This is a genomic window from Granulicella arctica (assembly GCF_025685605.1).
GTDB lineage: Bacteria > Acidobacteriota > Terriglobia > Terriglobales > Acidobacteriaceae > Edaphobacter > Edaphobacter arcticus.
Genome location: NZ_JAGTUT010000001.1, coordinates 2432362 through 2453600, shown reverse-complemented (window position 1 = coordinate 2453600; position 21239 = coordinate 2432362). Strand labels below are relative to the sequence as shown.

Here is a 21239-nt window from a genome sequence, read left to right as displayed (position 1 = left end):
GTCTTGGTCAGGTGAGGGCGGGTACGGGGCGATTGGCCACGGCTTTATCGATCAGCGCGAGGACCTCGGCGCGCTCAGTGCCGGTCAGCTCAAGACGAGGTGGGCGGACATAGCCCGTACCCACACCGATACGCTCCTCAGTGAGCTTGATGAGTTGAATGAACTTCGGCACGGTATCGAGGCGAAGGAGTGGGAGAAACCAGTGATAAAGCGCGAACGCCTCGTTGAAATTGCCATCCATAGCGAGATTGAAGAGACGTACAGACTCCTCCGGAAACGCGTTGACAAGTCCGGCGACCCATCCAGTAGCTCCAGCGGCGATGCCCTCGATGATGGCGTCGTCTACACCAACGAACAGAGCGAGGCGGTCGCCGAGCAGCGCGCGGATTGAGGTGACGCGGCGTATATCGGTACTGGACTCTTTGACAGCCATAAGGTTGGGGTGTTCAGCGGCAAGTTCAACGACCTGCTCGGGAGTGAAGTCGGTGCCGTAGGCGATCGGGTTGTTGTAGAGCATGCAGGGAAGGGGAGTTGCGTTAAAGATGGCTGCCATGTGCGCCTTCATCTCGCGCCAGTCGCCCCGGTAGACATATGGTGGGAGAACCATCAGGCCGTCACAACCCGCTTTTTCCGCCATCATGGCCAAGCTAACCGTCTCTGCAGTAGACAGGCCGGAGATAGCCCCCACGACAGGAACATCGGGTCCAACAGCGTCGCGGACAAGTTCGATGATCGTGCGCTTTTCCTCAGGAGTAAGGCAGGCTGCTTCCCCAAGCGAGCCCAGGAGAATGAGGCCGGAGCATCCAGATGCGATCATCCAATTGGCACGCTTGGCGATCGCCTCGTGGTTGAGGCTCAGGTCGCTGTTGAATGCCGTGGTCATTGCCGGCATGACGCCTTTCCAGATCATGAGTTCTCCTTGTACTGGGCTTGGGGCTCGGCGATCAGAGTCGCGAGCCGGACAGGGTAGATGGGCGGACGCGAAGGTTCTGCAGTCCATCCAAGGAGAAAAGTCAGGATCGGTCCACACACGCGCCCCTGGCATGGGCCCATGCCGCAACGTGTGTAGAGCTTAGCTGAACGAAGCGAAGCCTGTGTCTCAAGAGCGGACCAGGGAACATCTTCGCAGCGGCAGATGATCGTATCGGGTGCGGCGAGGTGCTTGAGTTCGGGCCGAAGAGCGAAGGCCTCGTTCATGGCGTCTGCCGTGATGGAAAGAGATCTCTTCCGGCTCGAAAGCGAGGGCTCTTTCGGTCGCCCAACAGAGGCGATCCCTGCGATTTGACCTTCGATCAAGGCGAGGTCGAGACCGCCGATCCCGGTCGATTCTCCGACTGAGAAGACGTTAGCAATGCTGGTCCGTTGTTCTTCGTCGACAACCGCGTGGCCACTTTCAATACGGCACTTGAAGGAAGAGGCAAGCTCAGTATTCGGGACCAGGTGAAACCCCGCTGCAACAAAATCGCAAGGGATGTTGCGGGTGCGTTTCCCATTCGTCACTGTGATGGACTCGAGTTGCTCCGTGCCCTGCGCACCAACAGGCCACCAGCCGCAGTGATAACGTGGCCCACCAAGTGCAAAAGCATAAGCCGCAGCCGATGCGAGCACGGCGGGACGAGCGAACAACGACGCTGTAAAGCGGAGGATGCGAGTCCACGGGCTTTGCTCGAAGACCCCGACCACCTCCGCGGCATTTGCCTGCAGGAAAGCCGCTACGGCCAGCAGAAGAGGGCCGGTTCCCAGGACGACAATACGCTTTCCGCAGACCGGCAGACCGGATTTGACGAGCGCCTGCAAGCCTCCGGCGGCCATGACGTTCGGCAGCGTCCAGCCGGGAAAAGGCAGCAGAAGCTCGCGTGCACCGGTAGCGAGAATCACGCTTGTGAAGGTGATGCTAACCGCATCGCTGAGCGTTTCCGCGAGAACAACGTCGTGCGCGAGACACGCAACGATGCGGGTTGCAAGCAGGCGCGTAGCTCCGCAAGCGGAGAGGCGTCTAAGCCATCCAACAGCCTCCGCATCAGATCCACCCGGATACACAAGTCCTTGCAAAGACGCACGCCAGATCTGCCCGCCGGGTTGCGCATTGTCATCGACGAGCAGCACGTTCGCTCCCGCTTCAGCAGCCCGAACCGCCGCGGCTATCCCAGCCGGACCTGCGCCAATAACGAGGACGTCGCAGCGTATCTGCCGAAGACTACTCATCCGTGGCCACAATCATTCCAGGTTGGCAGAGCAGTTGGCAGGTTCGTTGCTGGGCGCGCCCATTCACCATGGCACGACACTCAAAGCATGTTCCCATGCCACAGAGAGCGCCGCGCGGCTCTCCATGGATCGATCGGCGGAACGTCGATCCCGCAAGCAGGATGGCAACCGCAACAGTAGCTCCCTCGGGAACCTGAACATACCGTTGATTCAGGATGAGTCTGATCGTCTCAGGCATGGGACACCTCCGAGAGGACCCGTGCGGGCAGATACGGTTCCAGCGGAATAGCCGTCGCCCTGCCTGCGAAGCAATCCGAGAGCAGAGAGGCAGTAGCTAGCGATGTGGTGATGCCAAGGCCCTCGTGCCCCGTGGCAAGGAAGACGGTATCGTCCTCAGGCCATGGGCCGATCAGCGGAAGCTTGTCCGGGGTAGCTGCACGGAAGCCGGTCCATGTGCGGAGTATCGAAACATCTGCGAGATCTGGCATGTAAGCAACGGCGCGGGTAAGCATGCGAGCCAGCATCGAGTGTTCAATCTCAGGGCTGGTGGCGTCGTACTGACGAGAGGAACCGATAAGGACCTGCCCGGTCATTCGCGGCTGAACGTTGAAGGCTACCGAATCTTCCCCGATTGAATGCGCGCTCTTCAGGTAGCCAAGCTCAACGATCTGGTGGCTGACAAAGTTGGGGTAGCGATCGGTGATGGCAAGATGGCCCTTGCGCCGCCGCACCGGGATTCCAGGTGTAAGCTCCGCGGAACGCTCGCCTGCTGCATTGACAATCCGGGTGGAGCGGAGTCGCTGACCACCGCGCAGGTCGACCGAGCCCTCACCAATCCGCACAACATCGCCCGACACGACGAGGGCGCCATGCGCCACGGCATCTTCAGCAAGTAGGCGAGCGACAAGTGGAGCATACACAACGGCATCGGACGGTACGAGGAGCGCCCCGGTTAGGTCCGGTCGAAGATGCGGTTCGAGCGTCCGAAGCTGCGAAGCATCGAGCACGTCTGTCGAAACACCATAGCTTCGATAAAGTGCCTGCTTGCGGACCACCTCACGCATCTCCTCATCATCTGCCGCGACCCAGAGAGTTCCGGAGGTCTGATACTCGGCCGACGAGGGCAAACGAGATGCAAGAGTCCGCCAGAGCGCTTGGGAGAGTTGGGTGAGTAGAAACTGCGGCGTAGAGTCATCCATTAGAACAATGTGGCCCATGCCAGCAGAGGTAGCTCCAAGGCCACTGGGAGCGCGATCGACCAGCGCCACCGAGAGACCATCGCGCGCGAAAGCCGCAGCGCATGCCGCACCGACGATCCCACTGCCGACGACGATGGTATCGAAAGAAGTTCTCACAAAGCCGGAATCCCATAGCAGAACGGATCCGCTGGATCGAAGATCAGATCAGCCTCGGCATTGACGAAAGCCTGTCCAGTGATGCTCGGAATGATCAGCCCTTCGCGCACAGTGATGCTGCCTACGAAGACACTGCCGATGATGCTCTCCTGACGCCAGACCTCGCCAGGAAGCAGCTTGCCATCAGCATAAAGGCAGGCAAGCTTCGCACTGGTGCCCGTACCGCACGGCGACCGATCATAGGCTCCCCCGGGACACAGAACAAAGTTGCGGCTGTCGATGCCAGGCCTGTCGGAAGCGGTGAAGAGTTCGATGTGGTCGATCTCGCCGCTGTCCGCTCCGGTGAGGCTTGCAAGTGTCAGTGCCTCACGGATCGCAGAGGTAAATGTGGTGAGCTGAGGAATCTCCGCTGGGAGCAGACTGAATGGATGGTCCCCAACAAGGAAGAACCAGTTGCCCCCCCACGCAATGTCTCCAGTGATGCTGCCATGCCCAGGCACATCAACGGTGACGTTCGCCTGATAGCGATAGCTTGGCACGTTGTCGATAGTTACGCTATGGTCGGCATGCAGGTGCGCCTGCACAATACCCGCCGGTGTCTCAACACGATGGAGTCCCGGACAGATGCGTCCGAGGTAGGCAAGAGTGGCGATGACACCGATGGTGCCGTGGCCGCACATGTTAAGGCTGCCGACGTTATTAAAAAAGATAACGCCCGTAACGCACATTGGATCGCAAGGCTCAAGAAGAAGTGCGCCGACAAGAACATCCGAGCCTCGAGGCTCATTGATGATGCTATGGCGAAAAGAATCATGCTCGAGGTTGAAGCGTACGAGCCGCTCTGCCAGTGTTCCCTTGCCCAGGTCGGGGCCGCCAGAGGTGACTACCCGCGTCGGCTCTCCGCACGTATGCGAATCAACTACGTGTACCCTGCTCAGATTCATCTGATTCCTTGGAGTCGTCGTTGAACGTGAAGTTTACAAGATTGAATACAATAGCGCAATATACTTCAGATCCTGTCGCCTTGCGCGCAGCAGGCTCTGGAAGTAGATACGGGCGATAAGGATGACCACCAAAAAATCTGCGAAAAAAGTCGCAAAGCCTCATGGGCGGAAGCGTGCGACGACGGAACACGGAACCACCCTAAGCTCCGCCTTCACCCAGGTGAGAGACCTGATCGTACATGGCCGGTTGTCGCCGGGAGCATGGATCGTAGAAGCGGACCTGACCGATAAACTTGGGATGAGTCGAACGCCGGTACGGGGCGCTCTGCAGTGGCTGCAACGTGAAGGCTATGTCATCGAGCATAAAAGCCGTTCAAAGTCGCGCATGATCGTGGCGCCTCTAACCCAGGAGGACTCGGCCGAACTGTATTCCATTGTCGGCCATCTGGAAGGTCTCGCGGGCCGGCAGACAGTCGCACTCCCAAAAGAAAGGCGCGCGGCCGTAGTAGCGAAGATCCGCGCGATCAACACTACGTTGCACCGGATCGCGAAGACCAGAGATCTTGGCGGAAAGAACATCTTCGATCTGGATACGGAGTTTCATCGAACGATCGTTGAAGCAAGCGCCGGGCCAAGACTGATGCTCATGCACAACGGCATCAAGCCTCAAACAGAACGCTACTGGCGACTCTATGCAAGCAACATACTGAGTGAGTTGCACGTCAGCGTAAGCGAGCACGAAGCGATCATCACTGCAATCCACAAGGCTGACGCTGACGCCGCCGAAAAAGCGTTGATCGCTAACTGGGTCAACGGTGCCGAACGCCTGGCGAAGGTGATCCAGATGCATGGCGAACGTGGAAGCTGGTGAGCGGCCTTCTGCAAGACAGCTCCAAACTCACTCGGACATTTTAGGAGATAAACCGAGGCCGACGCAGCAGGCGAAGCAAATCAATATGAGCAGATGAGTTCTCTAGCTACCATTGTTCGATGTCAAAGCTACAGTGTCGAGGCATAGCTGCCGAGCTGCGTTATACCGCCCACAAAGATGGTGGGATAGCTGCTCAAAATGTGTTTCTTCAGGCGACTCCGTACCATTCCTCAAGAGTCCTCCGGCACCAGCCGGGCGGGCCAAAACCCTGTCGTCAGCGGCTCATTGATTTCTTCAAAGCAATCGGTTCAGCTGAACTTTATTCAGTATGATGGGTGGAAACTAAACGCAAGGAGATTCAATGATGTGTAACCTGAGTGCACTTCGGCTTGCCGCCTGCGTCATAGTGCTGGGGAGTCTCGCAACCGCCGCTTCCGCTTCGGATATTCTTATTGCCGATGCGAAATCGCAGCCGGAAAGTCTGACCATTGCACCAGGTGGCGTCCTAATTGTAGGAAGCGCCAGCACGCCATTTATCTATAAAGTAGCCGCGGGGGCGACTACTGCCGACAAGTTTGTGGATGCAAGCGCTGAAGGTGCCGGGACCTTCTTTTTCGGTATGCTTGCGGATGCGACGACCAACACGCTATGGGCTTGTCAGCTGACTCCAATACCAGGCTCAACACCCGTGAAGCGTCATACCGCCTTGCGCGGATTTGATCTCTCCACAGGGGTTCAGAAGCTTCGCTGGAACCTGCCCGATGAAAATAGTACGTGCAATGATTTCGCCCTCGGCCCGGACAAGGCGCTTTACATAACAGACACTGCCAATGGCAAAATCTTCAGGCTACCGGCCGGAGGTTCCAACGCGGAACTTTTTATAGAGCATCGAGTGCTGAATGGAATTGACGGCATCACGTTCCTCGATGGTGTGCTCTACGTGAACAACGTAGTCTTCAACAAGCTCTACCGCATTCCCGTAGATGCTGCGGGGAAACCAGGTCAGCCTGTCGACATCTGGATGGACCAGCCCGTAAAGTCGCCAGACGGTATGCGAGCCGCAAACGGCAAGATCATTATGGCAGAGGGTGGCAGCGGCAGAGTCACCGCACTCACGATTACGGGCGACAAGGCCAGCGTCATGGTCCTCAAGGAAGGACTCAAGTCGCCGACGGCAGTTGAACCTGCAGGCGACACAATCTGGATCGCGGAGCGCGGAGCCGGCAGAGCCGTATCAATCTCGATGCCAAAATGGTAGAGATAGTTCCAACTGTCAGCAAACGGCTCCGATCTGGGGATCCGGAAACGTACCCTCATTGGCGGCATCGCTGAGATCCAGACAGGCGAGATCCGGCCTTCGCTGCTGCATGAACTCAGCCGCAATGAAGTTCCTAAGGCTCGCCTGAACGATAACCACTATAAGTGGTGTGGTCGCTACGCCCATAGGCCTTCAGATCGTCGCAAAGTAGAAATTGTGGTGATTGCGGCAACCAGGATTGAACTGAGCTTCGCATCTCGGGCACTGGTTACCGCAGTCAAGGTACTGCCTGACCGTCAATTCAATCCCGCATGCTCCACAAAGCACCGCTGCACAACCCCACTCGTCACGCGGCCAGACCTCGATTGCATGATCAGCAAGCGCATCGTGGCAGTCCTTGCATGCGTAGTAGGTAGAGCAACACTTCATCTTAATTGCAATGATGTCGATCGGCTTATTGTAGTGAGCGCAACGGGTCCATAAGTCCAGCCCTACTCCGCTCACTCGAGGTCTGAGTTCTGACATCTATAGAGAGTAGTGCTTGACGATCTGAGGCAAGAGGTAGGCCCTCGCTTAGCACGATCTTGTCCGATGTCCGTGGTCTGCAACGTCGCTTCGTCCTCGTCGGCCATCGAACACACGATTGCACCCCAGCCATCCCGCATCTACCCACGATGTTGAAGTCAAAATGAAATCCATCTATCGCGTATTTCGTTTGACTCACTGAAACATCCGCGCTATTGTTTCACCATCACCACGAAATTTAACAGCACAGAGACCACTGAGTAACGCACTCATTCAGTGAAACCTCGCAGCAGACGTGTCGCTCTGAACAGCACTTTTCAGCGCGCTCATGCAACGCCCCAGCGCTGCAACGGCCCCACTGTTCCCAACAGTATTGCTTCATCCAGCACTTCGTTCCGCAGCAGACGCGCACTCGATATCGGCAGCTTCGTTTCTATCCAATTGCACCAATTGATCGAGAGAGGTTTTGATGACGCAACGTTTTCATGATTCGATATCACCCCGCCTCCGCCAGTCTCTTCGCACGCTGCTCTCCTCCACCCTGTGCCTCTGTCTACTCCTGCTGACGTCCTCTCTGCTTGCCCAGTCCACCTACGGCGTCTTCGTCGGTACCGTTAAAGATCCGCAGGGAGCCATCATTATTGGCGCCACCATCAAGCTCATCAACACGGAGACCGCAACCGTCCACGAAGAGGTCTCCAACAACGAAGGCCAATACACCTTCCAGAACGTAGGCCCCGGAACCTATCGCATCGAAGTGACCTTCAAGGGCTTCCGCCAGACTCAGTTTCCCGGCCTCGTCCTCCAGTCTCGAGAGACCCAGCGCGTCGATGCCACCATGGCACTCGGTGCCGAGAACCAGACCATCGAGGTCCAGACCGCAGCAGCCGTCATCAACACTGATACATCCAACCTTACCGAGACCCGCTCCGGCATCGAGTTGAATAACCTGCCCATCGCCATCAGCTCCCGCGCCAGCGGCTCCACCAGCCCCTACGCCACCCTGCAGACACAGGCCGGCGTCCAGTCCGATGAGAGCGGTCAGATCTCCGTTGCCGGTCAGAAGCCCAGCCTCCTCTCCATCACCGTCGACGGCATCAGCACCATGAACGTCCGCACCAGCGGCGCCAACTCAGAGCTCTTCCCCTCCTTCAACACCATCGAAGAGATTCGCGTCAGCCAGAACGCCAACGCAGCCGAGTTCGGCGGCATCGCCGACATCACCACCGTCTCCAAGGGCGGCACCAACCGCGGCCACGGCGGCCTCTTCGATAACTACGCAACCAAGGGCTTCAACTCCAACCTGCCCTTCGGTGCCAAGAAGCCGAACCTCGTTCTCAATAACTTCGGCCTGTTCTACAGTGGACCCGTCATTGCGCCCTTCCTCTATAACGGACGCGATAAGACCTTCTACTTCCTCAGCTACGAGGGCCTGCGCCTTCCACAGACCTCCACCGTTACGAACAGCGTACCCACCGCGGCCATGCGTGGCGGCGATCTCTCCGTCTATCCCACGAAGATCTTCAACCCCGCCGGCGTCGCATTCGCCAACAACATCATTCCAACCGGCCAGATCAACGCCACCTCCGCTGCCATGCTCGCTCGCTACTATCCGCTGCCCAACGCTGGGGCGGCAGGAGCTATTACCAACAACTACATTCAGAACTTCAACACCTCCATCGGCTCAGACCAGGGCGACGGTCGCATCGACCACATCTTCACCCCCAAGCAATCGGCCTTCGTGCGCTACGGCTTCAAGCAGCGCTCCACCGCCACGGCCCTTGGCCTGCTCACCGGCATCCAGAGCATTCCCTCCAAGAACATCAATCTCACCGGCTCCTATAACTACGGCATCACGCCCACACTCTTCAATGAGTTCCGCGCCGGGCTCAGCAAGTTCATCCAGTCCAGCAGCTTCAACTCCAACTCCTCCGTCATCTCCACTCTAGGTATTCAGGGCATTACCGACCTGCTCGATCCCTCCATCGCTGCCCTCCCACGCATCGCCATCACCGGCTTCACGACGGTCACCGGCAGCTCCGCCGTCAGCAGCAGCAATACCTATCAGTTCATCGATAACCTCACTTGGACCAGGGGCCGCCACACGCTCAAGGGCGGTGGCGACTTCCGCCGTCTCTACGCCCATGCCAGCAACGTCTTCGGCAGTTCACGGCTTGGCCAATACAGCTTTACCGGCTCCAGCGCTCCCGGCAAGGTCATCGCCAAGCCCTTCGCCAGCTTCCTCCAAGGCATCCCCGACAGCACCACCCTGTCGGATGTTCTCGCCCCCGACCTCAACGGTCGCGGCAACGCATACGCTGTCTACCTGCAGGACGACTGGAAGCTCACCAACAATCTCACCCTCAACTTCGGCCTCCGCTACGAGTACCATCCGGTCCTCACGGATAAGTTCCAGAATAGTGCCAACTTCCTGCCGGACTACTACAGCAACATCAACGGCACCACCGTCCACGGCGCTGTCGTTGTTCCCGGAACCTACGCCCTCGCCAACAACGTCCTTCCAGCCTTCATCAAGCAGATCGCTCCTCTGCCGCTCCTCACCGCCGCCCAGGCTGGTATCAGCGATGGCCTGGTCTCCGTCTCGAAGAATGACTTCGCACCCCGCTTCGGCTTCGCATGGCGGCCACTCGGCAATGACAAAACCGTCATCCGCGGCGGCCTTGGCCGCTTCATCGCCACCGCCCTCGGCGGCAGCGTCGTCGGTGGCTGGGCCGTCAGTGCCTCCACTGTAAATATCTATAGCAACACGTACGCCTCCGCCGGTGTACCACAACTCAAGTTCCCCACGCCCTTTGCTACTGCTCCTGGAGCAGCCGGCGCATTGGACTTCGACTACGGCGTCGCTCCCCACTACAAAGACCCCACCGTCCAGCAATGGAACCTGACCGTCGAGCAGGATCTCGGCTATCAGACCGGCCTCCGCGTCAGCTACTCCGGCAGCCACGGTCAGGACCTCGTCGAGCAGGCCAACATCAATCAGGTCCCCTACGGCACTCTGCCCGCCGGCCAGACCGCCCCCGCGCAATCCTCCTTTCCCTACCCCGCCCTTGGTGAGATTCAGGCCAACGAGAACCTCGCCGTCAGCAACTACAACGCCCTAAGCGTCGAAGCCACCCACCGTATGACACACGGCCTCCAGTTCCAGGGCAGCTACACCTTCGCCCGCAATCTCTCCGACGAGGGCGGCCTGGCTCCCACCGCAGAAGTTGGCGAAAGCGGTGCACTGCCAAGTGACTACTACCACCCGCTGGTCGACTACGGCAACGTCGAGTTCACGCACCGCCAGCGCTTCCTCGGCTCAGGCGTCTACGACCTGCCCTTCGGCCACAACCGCGCCTACCTCGGCAACCTCAACTCCGCCATCGATAAGGTCATCGGCAACTGGCAGTTCTCCGGCTTCTACCTCCACCAGACCGGTCCGTTCATGACGCCCATCAACTCCGGCTCCGATCCAACCGGCACCGGCCTCATAGCCCTCGGCTATGCTGCTGCCACCCGGCCGGATGTCGTCGCTGGGGTCTCGCCTTACCTCTCCGGCGGCGGAGCACGTCACACCCTCAACCCCGCCGCTTTCACCTCCCCAGCCAACAACATCGGTCGCCAGGGTAATGCAGCCGTCGGCAGCGTCGTCGGCCCTGGGACCGACAGCTTCTCCACCTCACTCCTCAAAGGCATCACCTTCACCGAGCGCATCCGGGTCGATATGGGTGTCCAGGTCCAGAACCTCTTCAACCATCACAACTACGAGACCACCGCCCTCGACATCAACGTGCCGAGCAGCTACGGCATCAGCACCACCGTCCAAGGTCAGGCCGCCGGCCAGCAGGCAAACGCCGGTCCACGAGCCCTCCTGCTCACCGGCCGCGTCTCCTTCTAACCCCAAACCCAACCTTCACCCATGCGGAGCGAGAACCTCTCGCTCCGCATTACTTCGGCCCCAGCATGGTGCCTGCTACACTCACCGACAAAGGTTAACTGGAAAATCAACAGGGCTCATTTTGGCCGCCCTGCACAGGGCTGGATAACCGCTTTAGTTTGAAGGCGTTAGACCATTTTCAGCGACTTTTGGACTACTTTGGACCTAAGTCCCTTCGTTTGAACACTTTGGACTTATTGGGAAAAAATAATTGAGTCCAGGTCTGGAGGAAGACAAGTCCGCCCAGCAGGCAACCTGAGCCCACCAACAAGGCACAACCAGACACGTGGAAGCTAGCAAAGCACTTCAAATCCCGGACCCCAGCGTTACCGTCGAGGGCGACGGGATCGCCTCAGCCTGCGTCGCCCGGCTCCTCAGCGATGCCAGCGTCCCCTTCACTCGCCAACCCCGCCCCGGCCCCCGTCTCCCCGCCATTCTCCTCGGCCAGCAGACCCGGCATCTCCTCCAGGAGCTGTTCCCTCCGCTCGACTCATCTGCCCCCAACCTCTTCGACGGCCTCCCCCGCATCACCCGCCGAATCGTCCTTTGGGGCAGCGCCGCCGTTCCCATCGACCTGCCCCATCAAGGCATCGTAGCTCCCGAGGCAGAGCTGCTCGACTGCCTCTGGAACCGTGTCCCCGACCCTCGATCACCCGCTGGCACCGCGCATTCTCACTGGCACCTTCGCTCCTCCCGCACCTCGTCGGCGCCACTACCCGAGCAGAGCTTCGGCACTCGCATCGGCCGGATCGCCCAGGTCGAGCTGAGCAGCAGCGTCATCCCCGAGGCCTGCTGGGTCGAGTCCGTCGACGGCGGCTGGCTCTTCCTGCTGCCACTCGGTCAGGGCAGGGCCGCACTCATCGCAGTCGGCGACACCGTCGAGCAGCTCCTCGGAACCAGCCGCCTCATCGCTCCACTGATCGTCCGAGCCCTCTCGGTCTCGCCGCCCATTCCCGTTGCCCCACGTCTTGCCCGGAGCCTGGCCTCACCCGGCACCATCGCCTGCGGCACCGCCGCGATGGGCTTCGATCCACTCTGCGGCGAGGGCGCGGGCAACGCCGTACGCGAGGCCTTCCTCGCCGCAGCCTGCATTCGCGCAGCCCACCAGGGCTTCAACCCCGATCAACTCGCAGAGCACTACACCACCCGTCTCAAACAGGGCTTCCTTCGCCACCTGCAGACCTGCCTGCCCTTCTACGCCACCGGGGGCACCGGCGAGTTCTGGCACTCCGAAACACGTCTCCTCGAGCTGGGCATCCAGCAGTTGCAGACGGAACTAGCCAGCCTGCCCCCACCCCGTTTCAGGCTGATGGATCGCGACCTGCTCCCGCTTCCCGCCTAGCGCGAAGCTGATCCACCCAGTCCACCGGCGACTGTACCTCAGGCCACATCCGCGCGATCTGCGCGGACACGTGCGCCACCGCAAAGCTGACACCTCGCAAGTTCCGCTCGCGCGGCACCCCGGCAATGTCGAGTGGGAACGGACACGCAGCAAAGTGAACGCTCCCCTCAGCATCCGCCACCACGCTGTACGAATCCCGCGCACACGCGGCATCCTCCACAACGCCCACCACCCGCTGCAGCGACCCCGGCAGCATCAGTGCGCCGTTCATCGAAAAAGCCGACACCACCACGGAACCCCGTGCACACACCCGCTCGATCGCCGCCATGAACAGAGCCCGATGCGCATCGTTCGTGGTCCCCAGGCTCAGGTTAATGATGTCCATCTCGTGATGGACACACCAGTCGATTGCGCGCAGCACAACCGGCAGACTCGTTGCCAGCCGCGCATCGAAGATCTTCACCGCAAACAGGTCGGCTGCCGGCGCCAGCTCCTGGAGCACCGCACACACGGCAGTCCCGTGTCCCAGCCTGTCCTCAAAGCCAGCCTGTTCGCCCTCCGGCAGGATCGTAACCCCACCCTGAACAGGACGCTGAATATGCGGATTCGCTGCGTACACGCCGCTGTCGAGCATAGCCACACGGACGGGCCTCGTCACCGCACCGCCATCCCGGCTCGCTCTGCCCCACTCGCTCGAAACTGCTGCGCCAGGTGTCCACGCCGCTCCATCAAATCAGCCGGCCGTCCCTCTTCCACAATACGTCCGTCTTCCAACACAAACACGTGGTCCGCAGCCTCGATCAGCGAGAGGCGATGCGTGATCACCAGCGTCGTGCGCCCGCGCAGATTAGACGCCAGTTCATCCGTCACGATCGACTCCGACCCTGGGTCGAGCGCCGAAGTCGGCTCATCGAGGACCAGCACCGCCGGGTCTCGCAGCAGCGCCCGCGCCAGTGCCATCCTCTGCCGCTCGCCCACCGATAGCGTAGCCCCGCGCTCGCCGATCAACGTCTCATACCGCTCCGGGAGGGTGCATATAAAACGGTGGATGCCTGCCTGCATCGCGGCCTGCTCAATTTCGTCAAGCGTCGCACCCGGCCGCCCATAGGCAAGGTTCTCCCGAATCGTCGCGTGAAACAGGTACGGGGTCTGCTCCACCACCGCCACCATCGATCGAAGGTCGTGCAATGTCACGCTACGAATGTCACGCCCGTCGATCGTAATTGCTCCATGCTGCACGTCGAAAAAGCGCACCAGCAGGTCGCCAATCGTCGACTTGCCCGCACCACTCGGCCCTGCCAGCGCATAGAACGTTCCCTTGCGAAGCGTCAGCGAGATGTCCTGCAGTACCGGCACATCGGGGGAGAACTGGAAGGCGACATGGTCGAACCGAATCTCATCGGCAAACGGCGAAAGCGGCGCGGCACCCTTCGGTTCTGCCACCTCCACCGGCGCATCCAGCACCTCGAAGACCCGCGCCAGCGATACTCCACCGGTCAGCAGGCTTGTGTAAATCCCCAACAGGTTCTGCACCGGCGAAAGCAGCTTCACGTGGTAGGCCATAAAGGCTACGAACGCTCCTAGCGTAAGCCGATTTTCGATCACCAGCCGCCCACCATAGAGGAACACCGTCGCTGTCGAGAGTGTGAGCACGGTTCCCGGTAGCGCACTCGCCAGAAACGACGTCATCTGCATCGACATCAGCGACCGTACGAACTGCGTATTGTGCCAGCTGAAGCGCTCCGTTTCCCTCTGCTCCGCTGTCGACGTCACAATCAGCCGGAGCCCCATAATGCTCTCAATCAGAAAGCTCCCTAAGTTTGCGCTCCGCTGCCGTAGCTCCGCGGTCTGGAACATCAATCGACGTTGATAGTAGCGTAGCGTCAAGATGCTTACCGGCAGCAGAATGATACTCGCCAGCGTGAGCCGCGGATTCAACCAGATCATGATGGCGACACTGCCCACCAGGAAAAGTACGTTCGAGAAGATGGAAAGCAGCGTGTCGGAGCACACCCGCTGCACCTCGCCGATATCGTTGTTGATCCTGGAGACGATATCGCCCAGCTTGGTGCGAGCGAAGTAGCGCGGTGATAGCTTCTGCAGGTGCTGGAAGACGGCCAGCCGCATCTGGAACAGGCTCTCAGCAGACAATCGCGTGTAGCAATAGGTTGAGCACGCATTCACACCCAGGCCGACGATCGTAATCACGATCATCGCAAGCGCGATCTTCCACAGTTCATGCAGATTGTGCCGCACCAGCGCATCGTCGATCAGCAGTCGTGAGATGTACGGCTGCGCCAGGCCGACCAGCGTCGAGAAAAGGCCCAGCGTCAGCACCGCCAGCAGTCCCCGCCAGTACGGAGCTACAAACGTAAATGCCCGGCGGTACTGACGGAACGGTATTGGGCTGCGGGCTCTGTCCTGCTTCATGCGTCTTCCGGGATGGAGATTGCGGGACGCGCCAAACTCTCAGCGCGCCCCAGGGTGCTGCGTCTTCTAGTTCAGCGGGGCCACGATTAGATTCGAAGTCGTATCGCCTTCAAGATTGATCGTCTTATCGAGTGCCAGTGTCTTGGCGTCATACACTTCGATCTCATAACCGGCGTTATAGATCAGCAGCTTTTTGCCGTCCGCCGTGATTCCGAAGTTCAACCGAGTCCGCCCTAGAAACTCCTTCTTGTTGATCAGTTTTTTGGTCGCCATATCGAAGACCCAGAACTCTGTTACCCGGTCTCCATGGTCTCCATTCACCGCAACCGTGTAGCCAAGCTTGCGGTCGGGCGTCAGCATCAACGGTTGTATGCTGGTCGCTGCCGGACCAATCGGCGTCAACTCGAAGGTCTGCTTCGAAAGATCAATCTCGGCGATACCGAAGATCTTGCGATGCACATACGGATCGGAGGCATTAAAGATGCTCATCAGTTTGCCAGGAGGCTCGTTCGGATCATCGAGTACGTTGAGCGAAAGACTATCCATTCCTGGCGGCGCCACAGGGTTCGATAGTTCGATCTTCTTTTCGAGTTTGAAGTCCGCCGTGTTGATCACAAGGATCTCCTGACGGAAGACATACAGCGATTTGCCATCAGGCGATACCCTCAGCAGCGAGCGCGCACCCGGCACCTCATCCTTGGGAAAGTCGCCGCTCCGTACAATCTTCTTCTGCTCGATATCAATCGCGATGAACTTGGGTTCGCTGATCTCATAGTGGTCGATCTTCTTCGAAACCGTCGTCATGATCGAGTAGATAAACTTGCCTGTTGGATCAATCGCAAAGCCACTCAACCGATTGCCCTCAGACGGTGTGTTCAACGTGAAGGAATCAACGACCTTGCGAGTCTTCAGATCAACCGTAACGATCGAGTTGTCCCGCAGCGTGGACGCATAGATCTTCGTTTTATCCGGAGACATCACGAGCACGCGCGCGATGTCGGACGGCAACTCGATCTTGTCGACCACTTTATCTTTGCCCACATCGATCACCTTGATTGTGTGTGGCCAAGTCGCCAGATACATCAATTGCTCACCCACTGGCTTCGTGACGGGCTTCGCGCCGGCGGCAAAGACGGCCGTAGTAAGGGCACAGACCGACAACAATGTTGCGACCGCTTTCATGGTGCTCCTCTCGAAACTGGGAAGGCCGCTCAGGCTATGGGAAGACGATATCGACGTTGCGCCAGTCCTTCGTCGCCAACGCACATTTGCTCGTCCAGTCCGGATAGTTGTTCATGTGGTCCGGCACCTGCGCCGGCCAGAAGCACGTCACATAGCAGTCATAGATATCGCGCTCCACCGGCTGGCAGAGACCTGCCGTACCACCGGCCGAATCAACCTCCCACCCCGGAGAGAAAATAATGGAACAGCCCATCGGCACATGGGGTTTTGGCTGAGGAGCCTGTAGCCCGACGATATCTTCCGTCTCCGCCAGCATGCTGGTCTCGATCCGGATAGCTTTCTTGTTGATGGCGCGTAAATGCTTCATGCAGCCTTCCTTTCCGCGAAGTGTTGGAGAAACGATGGATTCTTTTCAGCAATAGCGCCATAGATCTCAAGACATTTGTTCGTCCATGTCCGAATCCAGTCGCAGTAGTGCAGATTCGCATGGCCAGTATCTCCATACCGCACGAATGCCTCGTGGTGGCACCCACCCGCGCAAAGCGGACGAGCCCAGCAGCTATGACAGTCGTACTTTGTATCGATGTTGCCGCGACCAAGAAAGTCCGCCCGCTTCTCTTTGTCGATACCGGTCGAGATGTGACCCAGCGTGTGCTCATCCGAATCCACAAAGCGATGGCATGGCGCAATATCGCCCGAAGGACCAACGCCAACCATCCCCAGGCCTGCACCGCACGGCAGCGCCTTGTTCACACCTTGATGCAACTCCGCCAACGTGTCGCTCACGTTCGAGAAGCCATGGTGTTCGCCCCGCAGCGCATGCTCCAGATACTCATCCGCCAGCTCACTGAATTGTTCCAGCACGGTGTCCATGCCGACCTCGCCGATCGAGTACAACCGATCAGGCGAAGTGGTCACTGGTGCAAACGCTACCTCGTGAAATCCCAGCTCGTGCTTCAAATGCTGATAGATCTTCCGTACGTCCATCGCGCCCGAGGTCATCGTGACCCGTGCGCCTACCGGCCGGCTGGTGTGTTTCGCGATCAGCTCCTGCACCTTTGGCTTGATGATGTCGTAACTGCCCTTACCGTTTGAGAAGATGCGGAATTTATCCTGCATCTCCTTCGTTCCGTCCATGCTCACGGTAACGCCGACGCCGTGCTCTGCAAGAAACTCGATGATCGAGGTCGACAGCAGCGTCGCGTTGGTTGTCAGGCTGAACTCGACCTTACTGCCGCGCAGAGCTGCCTGTTGACGCGCATAGTCAACCACCTGCTTCATAAGAGGAAAGTTCATCAGCGTCTCACCACCGAAGAAGGTGATATGAACGGACTCACGCCCCTTGGACTCCTCGAAGAGGTAGTCGACTGAGGCTTGCGCCGTCTCGATGTCCATGAACTTCTTCTTGCCATCAGGCGTCGCAATCTTGTCTTCCCCAAACTCGTAGCAGTAGGAGCATGAGAGATTGCATTGATTGGTCACGTTCAGGACGATGCTCTGCAATGGAAAATCTTCTGGCAAAGCCTGCGACTTCTCATACACCACCGCGCCGTTCTGGATCGCCCGCACAGCCTGGAGTTCTTCGATGCATTCTGACGCCTGCACACCCGAGTACCCGCCCACTACAAGCTCCTCAATCAGCTCTTCTCGCGTCAGGGAAACCTGTTCGAGCCGTTTCAATACAGCCATTGAAATCTCGTCGAGCGCCACGATGCCGCCGCTCGGCACGAGGTACGCAAAATCAAAGTCAACTCCACGGAAGGTATGTACTTCTGATAGTGATAACGTCACTGGCCTACCTCCGGTTGATCCCACTGCATGTACTGCGGTACAGCGATGATGAAGTAGCTTCTGCCCACCAGCGGTACGGTCGCACCCGGTGGCATAAACGTTGCAACAGTCCACACGTCGCCATAGTTATTGCGCATGGATTTTCGCTTGGGGTTTGGCCCATCGCTCGCCGGCGTAAAGAAGCCCGTCTTCGCATCCAGCGCTCCAACAAACTGAATGTCGTCGTCGCCATACGAAGCAACAAACTCCTCCATCTTCCAAGAGGCCGGAACAAAGCCCAGGTCAATATCGTCTGGCGTATTTGGCTTGCCGTCCGGCCCATTGCTGAAGGCTGTCGCCTCGAACTGCATATACCCCTTCGCGTGCGGGTCGCTGCCAAGGTGCGCAATGCCGGTCGTTGGACTTACCTTCAAAAAGTCCATGTGGTCGTACACCGCATAGGCGTTCGGGAGTGTGTCGTTTGCGACTGAGACGACGCGCCTACCAGGCACTGCCTTCGCATCCACACTGGCCAGCACCGTCACCATCTCGGGCGTGCTGCTCACTACCTTCGTCACGGTCACGCCCGATCCCAGGGTTACATCCGCAGCGGTCAAGCCCGCTGGCAGATGCGTTCCGAAGACTCGTACCGTGTTGTCGGTCGATCCCGTCTTCAGCGCGCCGATATCCGTGCCCAGCACCGTGGGTGCCGCGGTCTCGCGCCGCATCGTCACATCCAACCCGAACTCCTGGTATGTTCCCCAGAACCAGCGGCCAGTCAGCTCCGACTGGTCCTTCGACAGCATCATCACCTCACGTACACCGTTCGGATCATCAATGCCTGCTACGGTTGCATCACCCTTCGAACGGCCGCGCCACGCATAACCCGTGTACACCAGTGAACTGCCCTCACCTGTCCACGTAGAACCGTTTGTGAAGTTCACCTTGGTGTGCGTTGTATAGCCGCCATCATCCGACTTGGCCTCGATCTTCATCTCGCCATAAAACTTGCCCTTGCCCGGCAAACTGCCGGAGACCAACCACGCACCTGCAAGCTTCGGCGTCTCCTCCATCGCCACCCAATTCGACCACTCCGGCGTCGTCAGCGGCGTGCTCTTCTTGATGTACGCCAGCGCGATATCGACCGGTTGCTTGGGTGCCTCGGTTCCGGGTGCAACAGGCTCGGCACGAGCCCCGAATCCACCTCGCCGGAACGATCCTTCGATGGATGGAAAGAAAGCCATGTGCATGTTCTTCAACAGATCCCAGTCCTCGGGGGTTCGCCGCCAGCTCAGAGGTTTCGCAAGTGCATGGCACGAGGCGCAGGCATGCTGCGTATCGTCGTCCGGGAACTTCTCATCGACCAGCCTATGCTCCGGAAAATATTCAACCGCCGCCGCTTCCTCCGGCGCCAGCCCATGGGAATCGCTGAGGTATCGCACGATCTTGCGTGCCTCTTCGGGCGTCACCTGCAACCCGTTCAGCCGCACCATACGCTTAATCGCTTCCTCCCAACCTTCGGGAGTGGTGCGCACGGATGAGATCCGCGTCAGGTTTCCCAGCGCATCCGCAGAGTGACAGGTGCCACACTTCTGCATCACTAAGGGATCAGTCACCGGGATCAAAACGTCATGTACTTCCTTGCCGCCGGTAATCGCCGTTCCACGCGCACGTTGCGCAATAGCGCCGGCAGTTAGCCCGGCTCCAACCAGTAGCAGAGTAAAAAACTTCGTCCCAATCCAGCATCGCCTACAGGAAAAACAAGACATGAACTCTGCCCTTTCAATTCAGGAGAAGCAGCGTAAGGACGCCCGTCGTACAGAACGGAGGAGGTGTAGGAGATAGGCTCCGTCTATGCAGCACTAACTGCTCACTGCACGTGCGGTAATTCTTTGAAGTGAGAGTAGTAAGAACCACAAACTGCATATTGGGGCGACACGATCGAGCTAAGTCAAACAAAGGCGTCTTGCAGAGAGTGCACAAATTCATGCCTCTCAAGAGAAAAGAGGGTGGAAGTTGCTCCAAAGAAAGTCGTGCAGCAAATTGTTGTCTTGTGTTGATTAGTAGTTATCACTTCATAGGACAGATTGCAATCGGAAATTTCGCGGATGCTGAACATCGACTCTTCCGCTTCCATCACAACGCAAGAGGAAATGCTTTGATTCCTACGTTTTCTGTAGACTCTGGCTGCAAATCCTGTACTGTCGCACTAACCGGCTTTCTCTGCCGGCCTCCGCACAACAATCTGCGCGTCATGGAGGACTCATGATAATCAAGCGTTTGACCTTTTGCCTCGCCCTGCTCAGCACCACAAGTGTCCTCGCGCAACTCGGCAATCCGTTCATCACGGCCAGCGCCTCTATGCCAGCCGACTGGGACAGGCAGGCAGCCGCAAAATACATGGATGGCCGCCAGGGCTGGTGGATGACCTGGCCTAAAGCTCAGCGCGATCACGGCACAGCTTGCGTCTCCTGCCACACCGCGGTGCCCTACGCACTCTCACGCCCTGCACTGCGACACGCCTTGGGCGAGGCGCAACCAACCGAAACCGAGCGCACCATGCTTGGCTACATCACCAAGCGTGTGGACCTCTGGGATGAGGTCGAGCCCTTCTACAAGGACAATCCCAACGGCCCGACAAAGTCTACCGAGTCACGGGCGACCGAGGCTGTCCTCAATGCCGTCATCCTCGCCAGCTATGACGCCCGCCAAAGCAAGTTGCAGGACGTGACCAAGAAGGCCTTCAACGATGCGTGGGCACTCCAACTCACCTCCGGTGAGAGCAAGGGCGCATGGATCTGGCTCAACTTCCACAACGGTCCCTGGGAGTCGAATGAGTCACAGTACTGGGGTGCCACCCTCGCCGCCGTAGGCGTGGGCCTCGCCCCCGACCAGTACAGCAGCGATCCGAGCATCGCTAAAAATCTCATGTTATTGCGAACCTATCTCACAGCAAACTACGACAAGCAGCCGCTCATCAACCAGATCGGTCTCCTCTGGGCCTCCGCCCGTTACCCTGGCTTGCTTAACAAGCTTCAAAGGGAGCAACTCACGGAAAAGATCTTTGCCTGCCAGGCACCCGACGGCGGTTGGAGTCTGACCGCACTCGCCCCGTGGAAGCGCCGCGACAGTACCCCGCTTGCGACCAGCAGCGATGGCTACGCTACAGGCCTTGTCATCTACGCACTCGAGCAGGCAGGCCTCGCTCATAAACGTCCTCAGGTCCGGCGCGCCGTCACCTGGCTCAGGCAGAATCAGGACCACGCCAGCGGTCAATGGCTTGCCTACTCTGTCAATAAGCAGCGCGACCTCTCGACTGACGTTGGTCGCTTCATGAGCGACGCCGCTACCGGTTACGCCGTCATGGCCCTCGAAAAGGCCGACAAATAGCTGCCCCCAAGACCAGCAGGACACCGTTGT

General features: G+C 58.8%; 18 protein-coding genes. 5 read left to right on the top strand and 13 right to left on the bottom strand.

From position 1 onward, the window contains the following. Window positions 1-7: 7 nt before the first annotated feature. The 5 genes from OHL20_RS10245 to OHL20_RS10225 are packed head-to-tail and all read right to left on the bottom strand — an operon-like array spanning window position 8 to window position 4504. The gene (locus OHL20_RS10245) at window positions 8-910 is read right to left on the bottom strand and encodes a dihydrodipicolinate synthase family protein (RefSeq protein ID WP_263383092.1); all 903 of its coding nucleotides are present in this window, start codon (window positions 908-910) and stop codon (window positions 8-10) included. Then, window positions 907-2205, bottom strand: coding sequence for an FAD-dependent oxidoreductase (locus tag OHL20_RS10240; RefSeq protein ID WP_263383091.1), 1299 nt, complete (start codon window positions 2203-2205; stop codon window positions 907-909). The genes OHL20_RS10245 and OHL20_RS10240 overlap by 4 nt, the downstream gene beginning before the upstream one ends. Continuing rightward, the gene (locus OHL20_RS10235) at window positions 2198-2443 is read right to left on the bottom strand and encodes a (2Fe-2S)-binding protein (protein WP_263383090.1); all 246 of its coding nucleotides are present in this window, start codon (window positions 2441-2443) and stop codon (window positions 2198-2200) included. The genes OHL20_RS10240 and OHL20_RS10235 overlap by 8 nt, the downstream gene beginning before the upstream one ends. Then, entirely contained in the window at window positions 2436-3560 is a 1125-nt protein-coding gene (locus tag OHL20_RS10230; protein ID WP_263383089.1) for an NAD(P)/FAD-dependent oxidoreductase, read from the bottom strand. Before OHL20_RS10230 ends, OHL20_RS10235 begins: the two co-directional genes overlap by 8 nt. Continuing rightward, the gene (locus OHL20_RS10225; protein WP_263383088.1) at window positions 3557-4504 is read right to left on the bottom strand and encodes a proline racemase family protein; all 948 of its coding nucleotides are present in this window, start codon (window positions 4502-4504) and stop codon (window positions 3557-3559) included. The genes OHL20_RS10230 and OHL20_RS10225 overlap by 4 nt, the downstream gene beginning before the upstream one ends. Window positions 4505-4625: 121 nt before the next feature. Here OHL20_RS10225 and OHL20_RS10220 point away from each other — a divergent pair, with 121 nt between their 5' ends. Together OHL20_RS10220 and OHL20_RS10215 are read left to right on the top strand one after the other, a co-directional pair. Then, complete coding sequence (locus OHL20_RS10220) at window positions 4626-5375, top strand: GntR family transcriptional regulator (protein WP_263383087.1); 750 nt, start codon at window positions 4626-4628, stop codon at window positions 5373-5375. Between the two features lie 361 nt (window positions 5376-5736). Then, complete coding sequence (locus OHL20_RS10215) at window positions 5737-6633, top strand: SMP-30/gluconolactonase/LRE family protein (protein WP_263383086.1); 897 nt, start codon at window positions 5737-5739, stop codon at window positions 6631-6633. A 15-nt stretch (window positions 6634-6648) separates the two neighbouring features. Here OHL20_RS10215 and OHL20_RS10210 read toward each other — a convergent pair whose 3' ends face one another. After that, window positions 6649-6819, bottom strand: coding sequence for a hypothetical protein (locus OHL20_RS10210; protein ID WP_263383085.1), 171 nt, complete (start codon window positions 6817-6819; stop codon window positions 6649-6651). Window positions 6820-6825: 6 nt separating this feature from the next. Then, a complete protein-coding gene (locus tag OHL20_RS10205) occupies window positions 6826-7158 on the bottom strand; it encodes a CHY zinc finger protein (protein WP_263383084.1) in 333 nt (110 codons plus the stop codon). Window positions 7159-7627: 469 nt separating this feature from the next. Between OHL20_RS10205 and OHL20_RS10200 the strand changes: the two genes are divergently transcribed. Both OHL20_RS10200 and OHL20_RS10195 read left to right on the top strand, forming a co-directional pair. Continuing rightward, window positions 7628-11056, top strand: a complete 3429-nt coding sequence (locus tag OHL20_RS10200; RefSeq protein WP_263383083.1) for a TonB-dependent receptor — start codon at window positions 7628-7630, stop codon at window positions 11054-11056. Window positions 11057-11381: 325 nt separating this feature from the next. Then, on the top strand, window positions 11382-12437 hold the full coding sequence (locus tag OHL20_RS10195) for an NAD(P)/FAD-dependent oxidoreductase (RefSeq protein WP_263383082.1): 1056 nt from the start codon (window positions 11382-11384) through the stop codon (window positions 12435-12437). Here the strand turns inward: OHL20_RS10195 and OHL20_RS10190 are convergent. The 6 genes from OHL20_RS10190 to peaA form a co-directional block, all read right to left on the bottom strand. After that, entirely contained in the window at window positions 12397-13095 is a 699-nt protein-coding gene (locus tag OHL20_RS10190; RefSeq protein ID WP_263383081.1) for a S8 family serine peptidase, read from the bottom strand. The genes OHL20_RS10195 and OHL20_RS10190 overlap by 41 nt on opposite strands. Then, on the bottom strand, window positions 13092-14867 hold the full coding sequence (locus OHL20_RS10185) for an ABC transporter ATP-binding protein (RefSeq protein WP_263383080.1): 1776 nt from the start codon (window positions 14865-14867) through the stop codon (window positions 13092-13094). The genes OHL20_RS10190 and OHL20_RS10185 overlap by 4 nt, the downstream gene beginning before the upstream one ends. 66 nt (window positions 14868-14933) lie before the next feature. Then, complete coding sequence (locus OHL20_RS10180) at window positions 14934-16049, bottom strand: YncE family protein (protein WP_263383079.1); 1116 nt, start codon at window positions 16047-16049, stop codon at window positions 14934-14936. Between the two features lie 34 nt (window positions 16050-16083). Next, the gene (gene qhpC, locus OHL20_RS10175; protein ID WP_263383078.1) at window positions 16084-16416 is read right to left on the bottom strand and encodes a quinohemoprotein amine dehydrogenase subunit gamma; all 333 of its coding nucleotides are present in this window, start codon (window positions 16414-16416) and stop codon (window positions 16084-16086) included. Beyond that, complete coding sequence (peaB, locus tag OHL20_RS10170) at window positions 16413-17840, bottom strand: quinohemoprotein amine dehydrogenase maturation protein (RefSeq protein WP_263383077.1); 1428 nt, start codon at window positions 17838-17840, stop codon at window positions 16413-16415. The genes qhpC and peaB overlap by 4 nt, the downstream gene beginning before the upstream one ends. Next, the gene (gene peaA / locus OHL20_RS10165; RefSeq protein ID WP_263383076.1) at window positions 17837-19588 is read right to left on the bottom strand and encodes a quinohemoprotein amine dehydrogenase subunit alpha; all 1752 of its coding nucleotides are present in this window, start codon (window positions 19586-19588) and stop codon (window positions 17837-17839) included. The genes peaB and peaA overlap by 4 nt, the downstream gene beginning before the upstream one ends. A gap of 496 nt (window positions 19589-20084) precedes the next feature. Between peaA and OHL20_RS10160 the strand changes: the two genes are divergently transcribed. After that, complete coding sequence (locus OHL20_RS10160; protein ID WP_263383075.1) at window positions 20085-21209, top strand: prenyltransferase/squalene oxidase repeat-containing protein; 1125 nt, start codon at window positions 20085-20087, stop codon at window positions 21207-21209. Window positions 21210-21239: the final 30 nt, after the last annotated feature.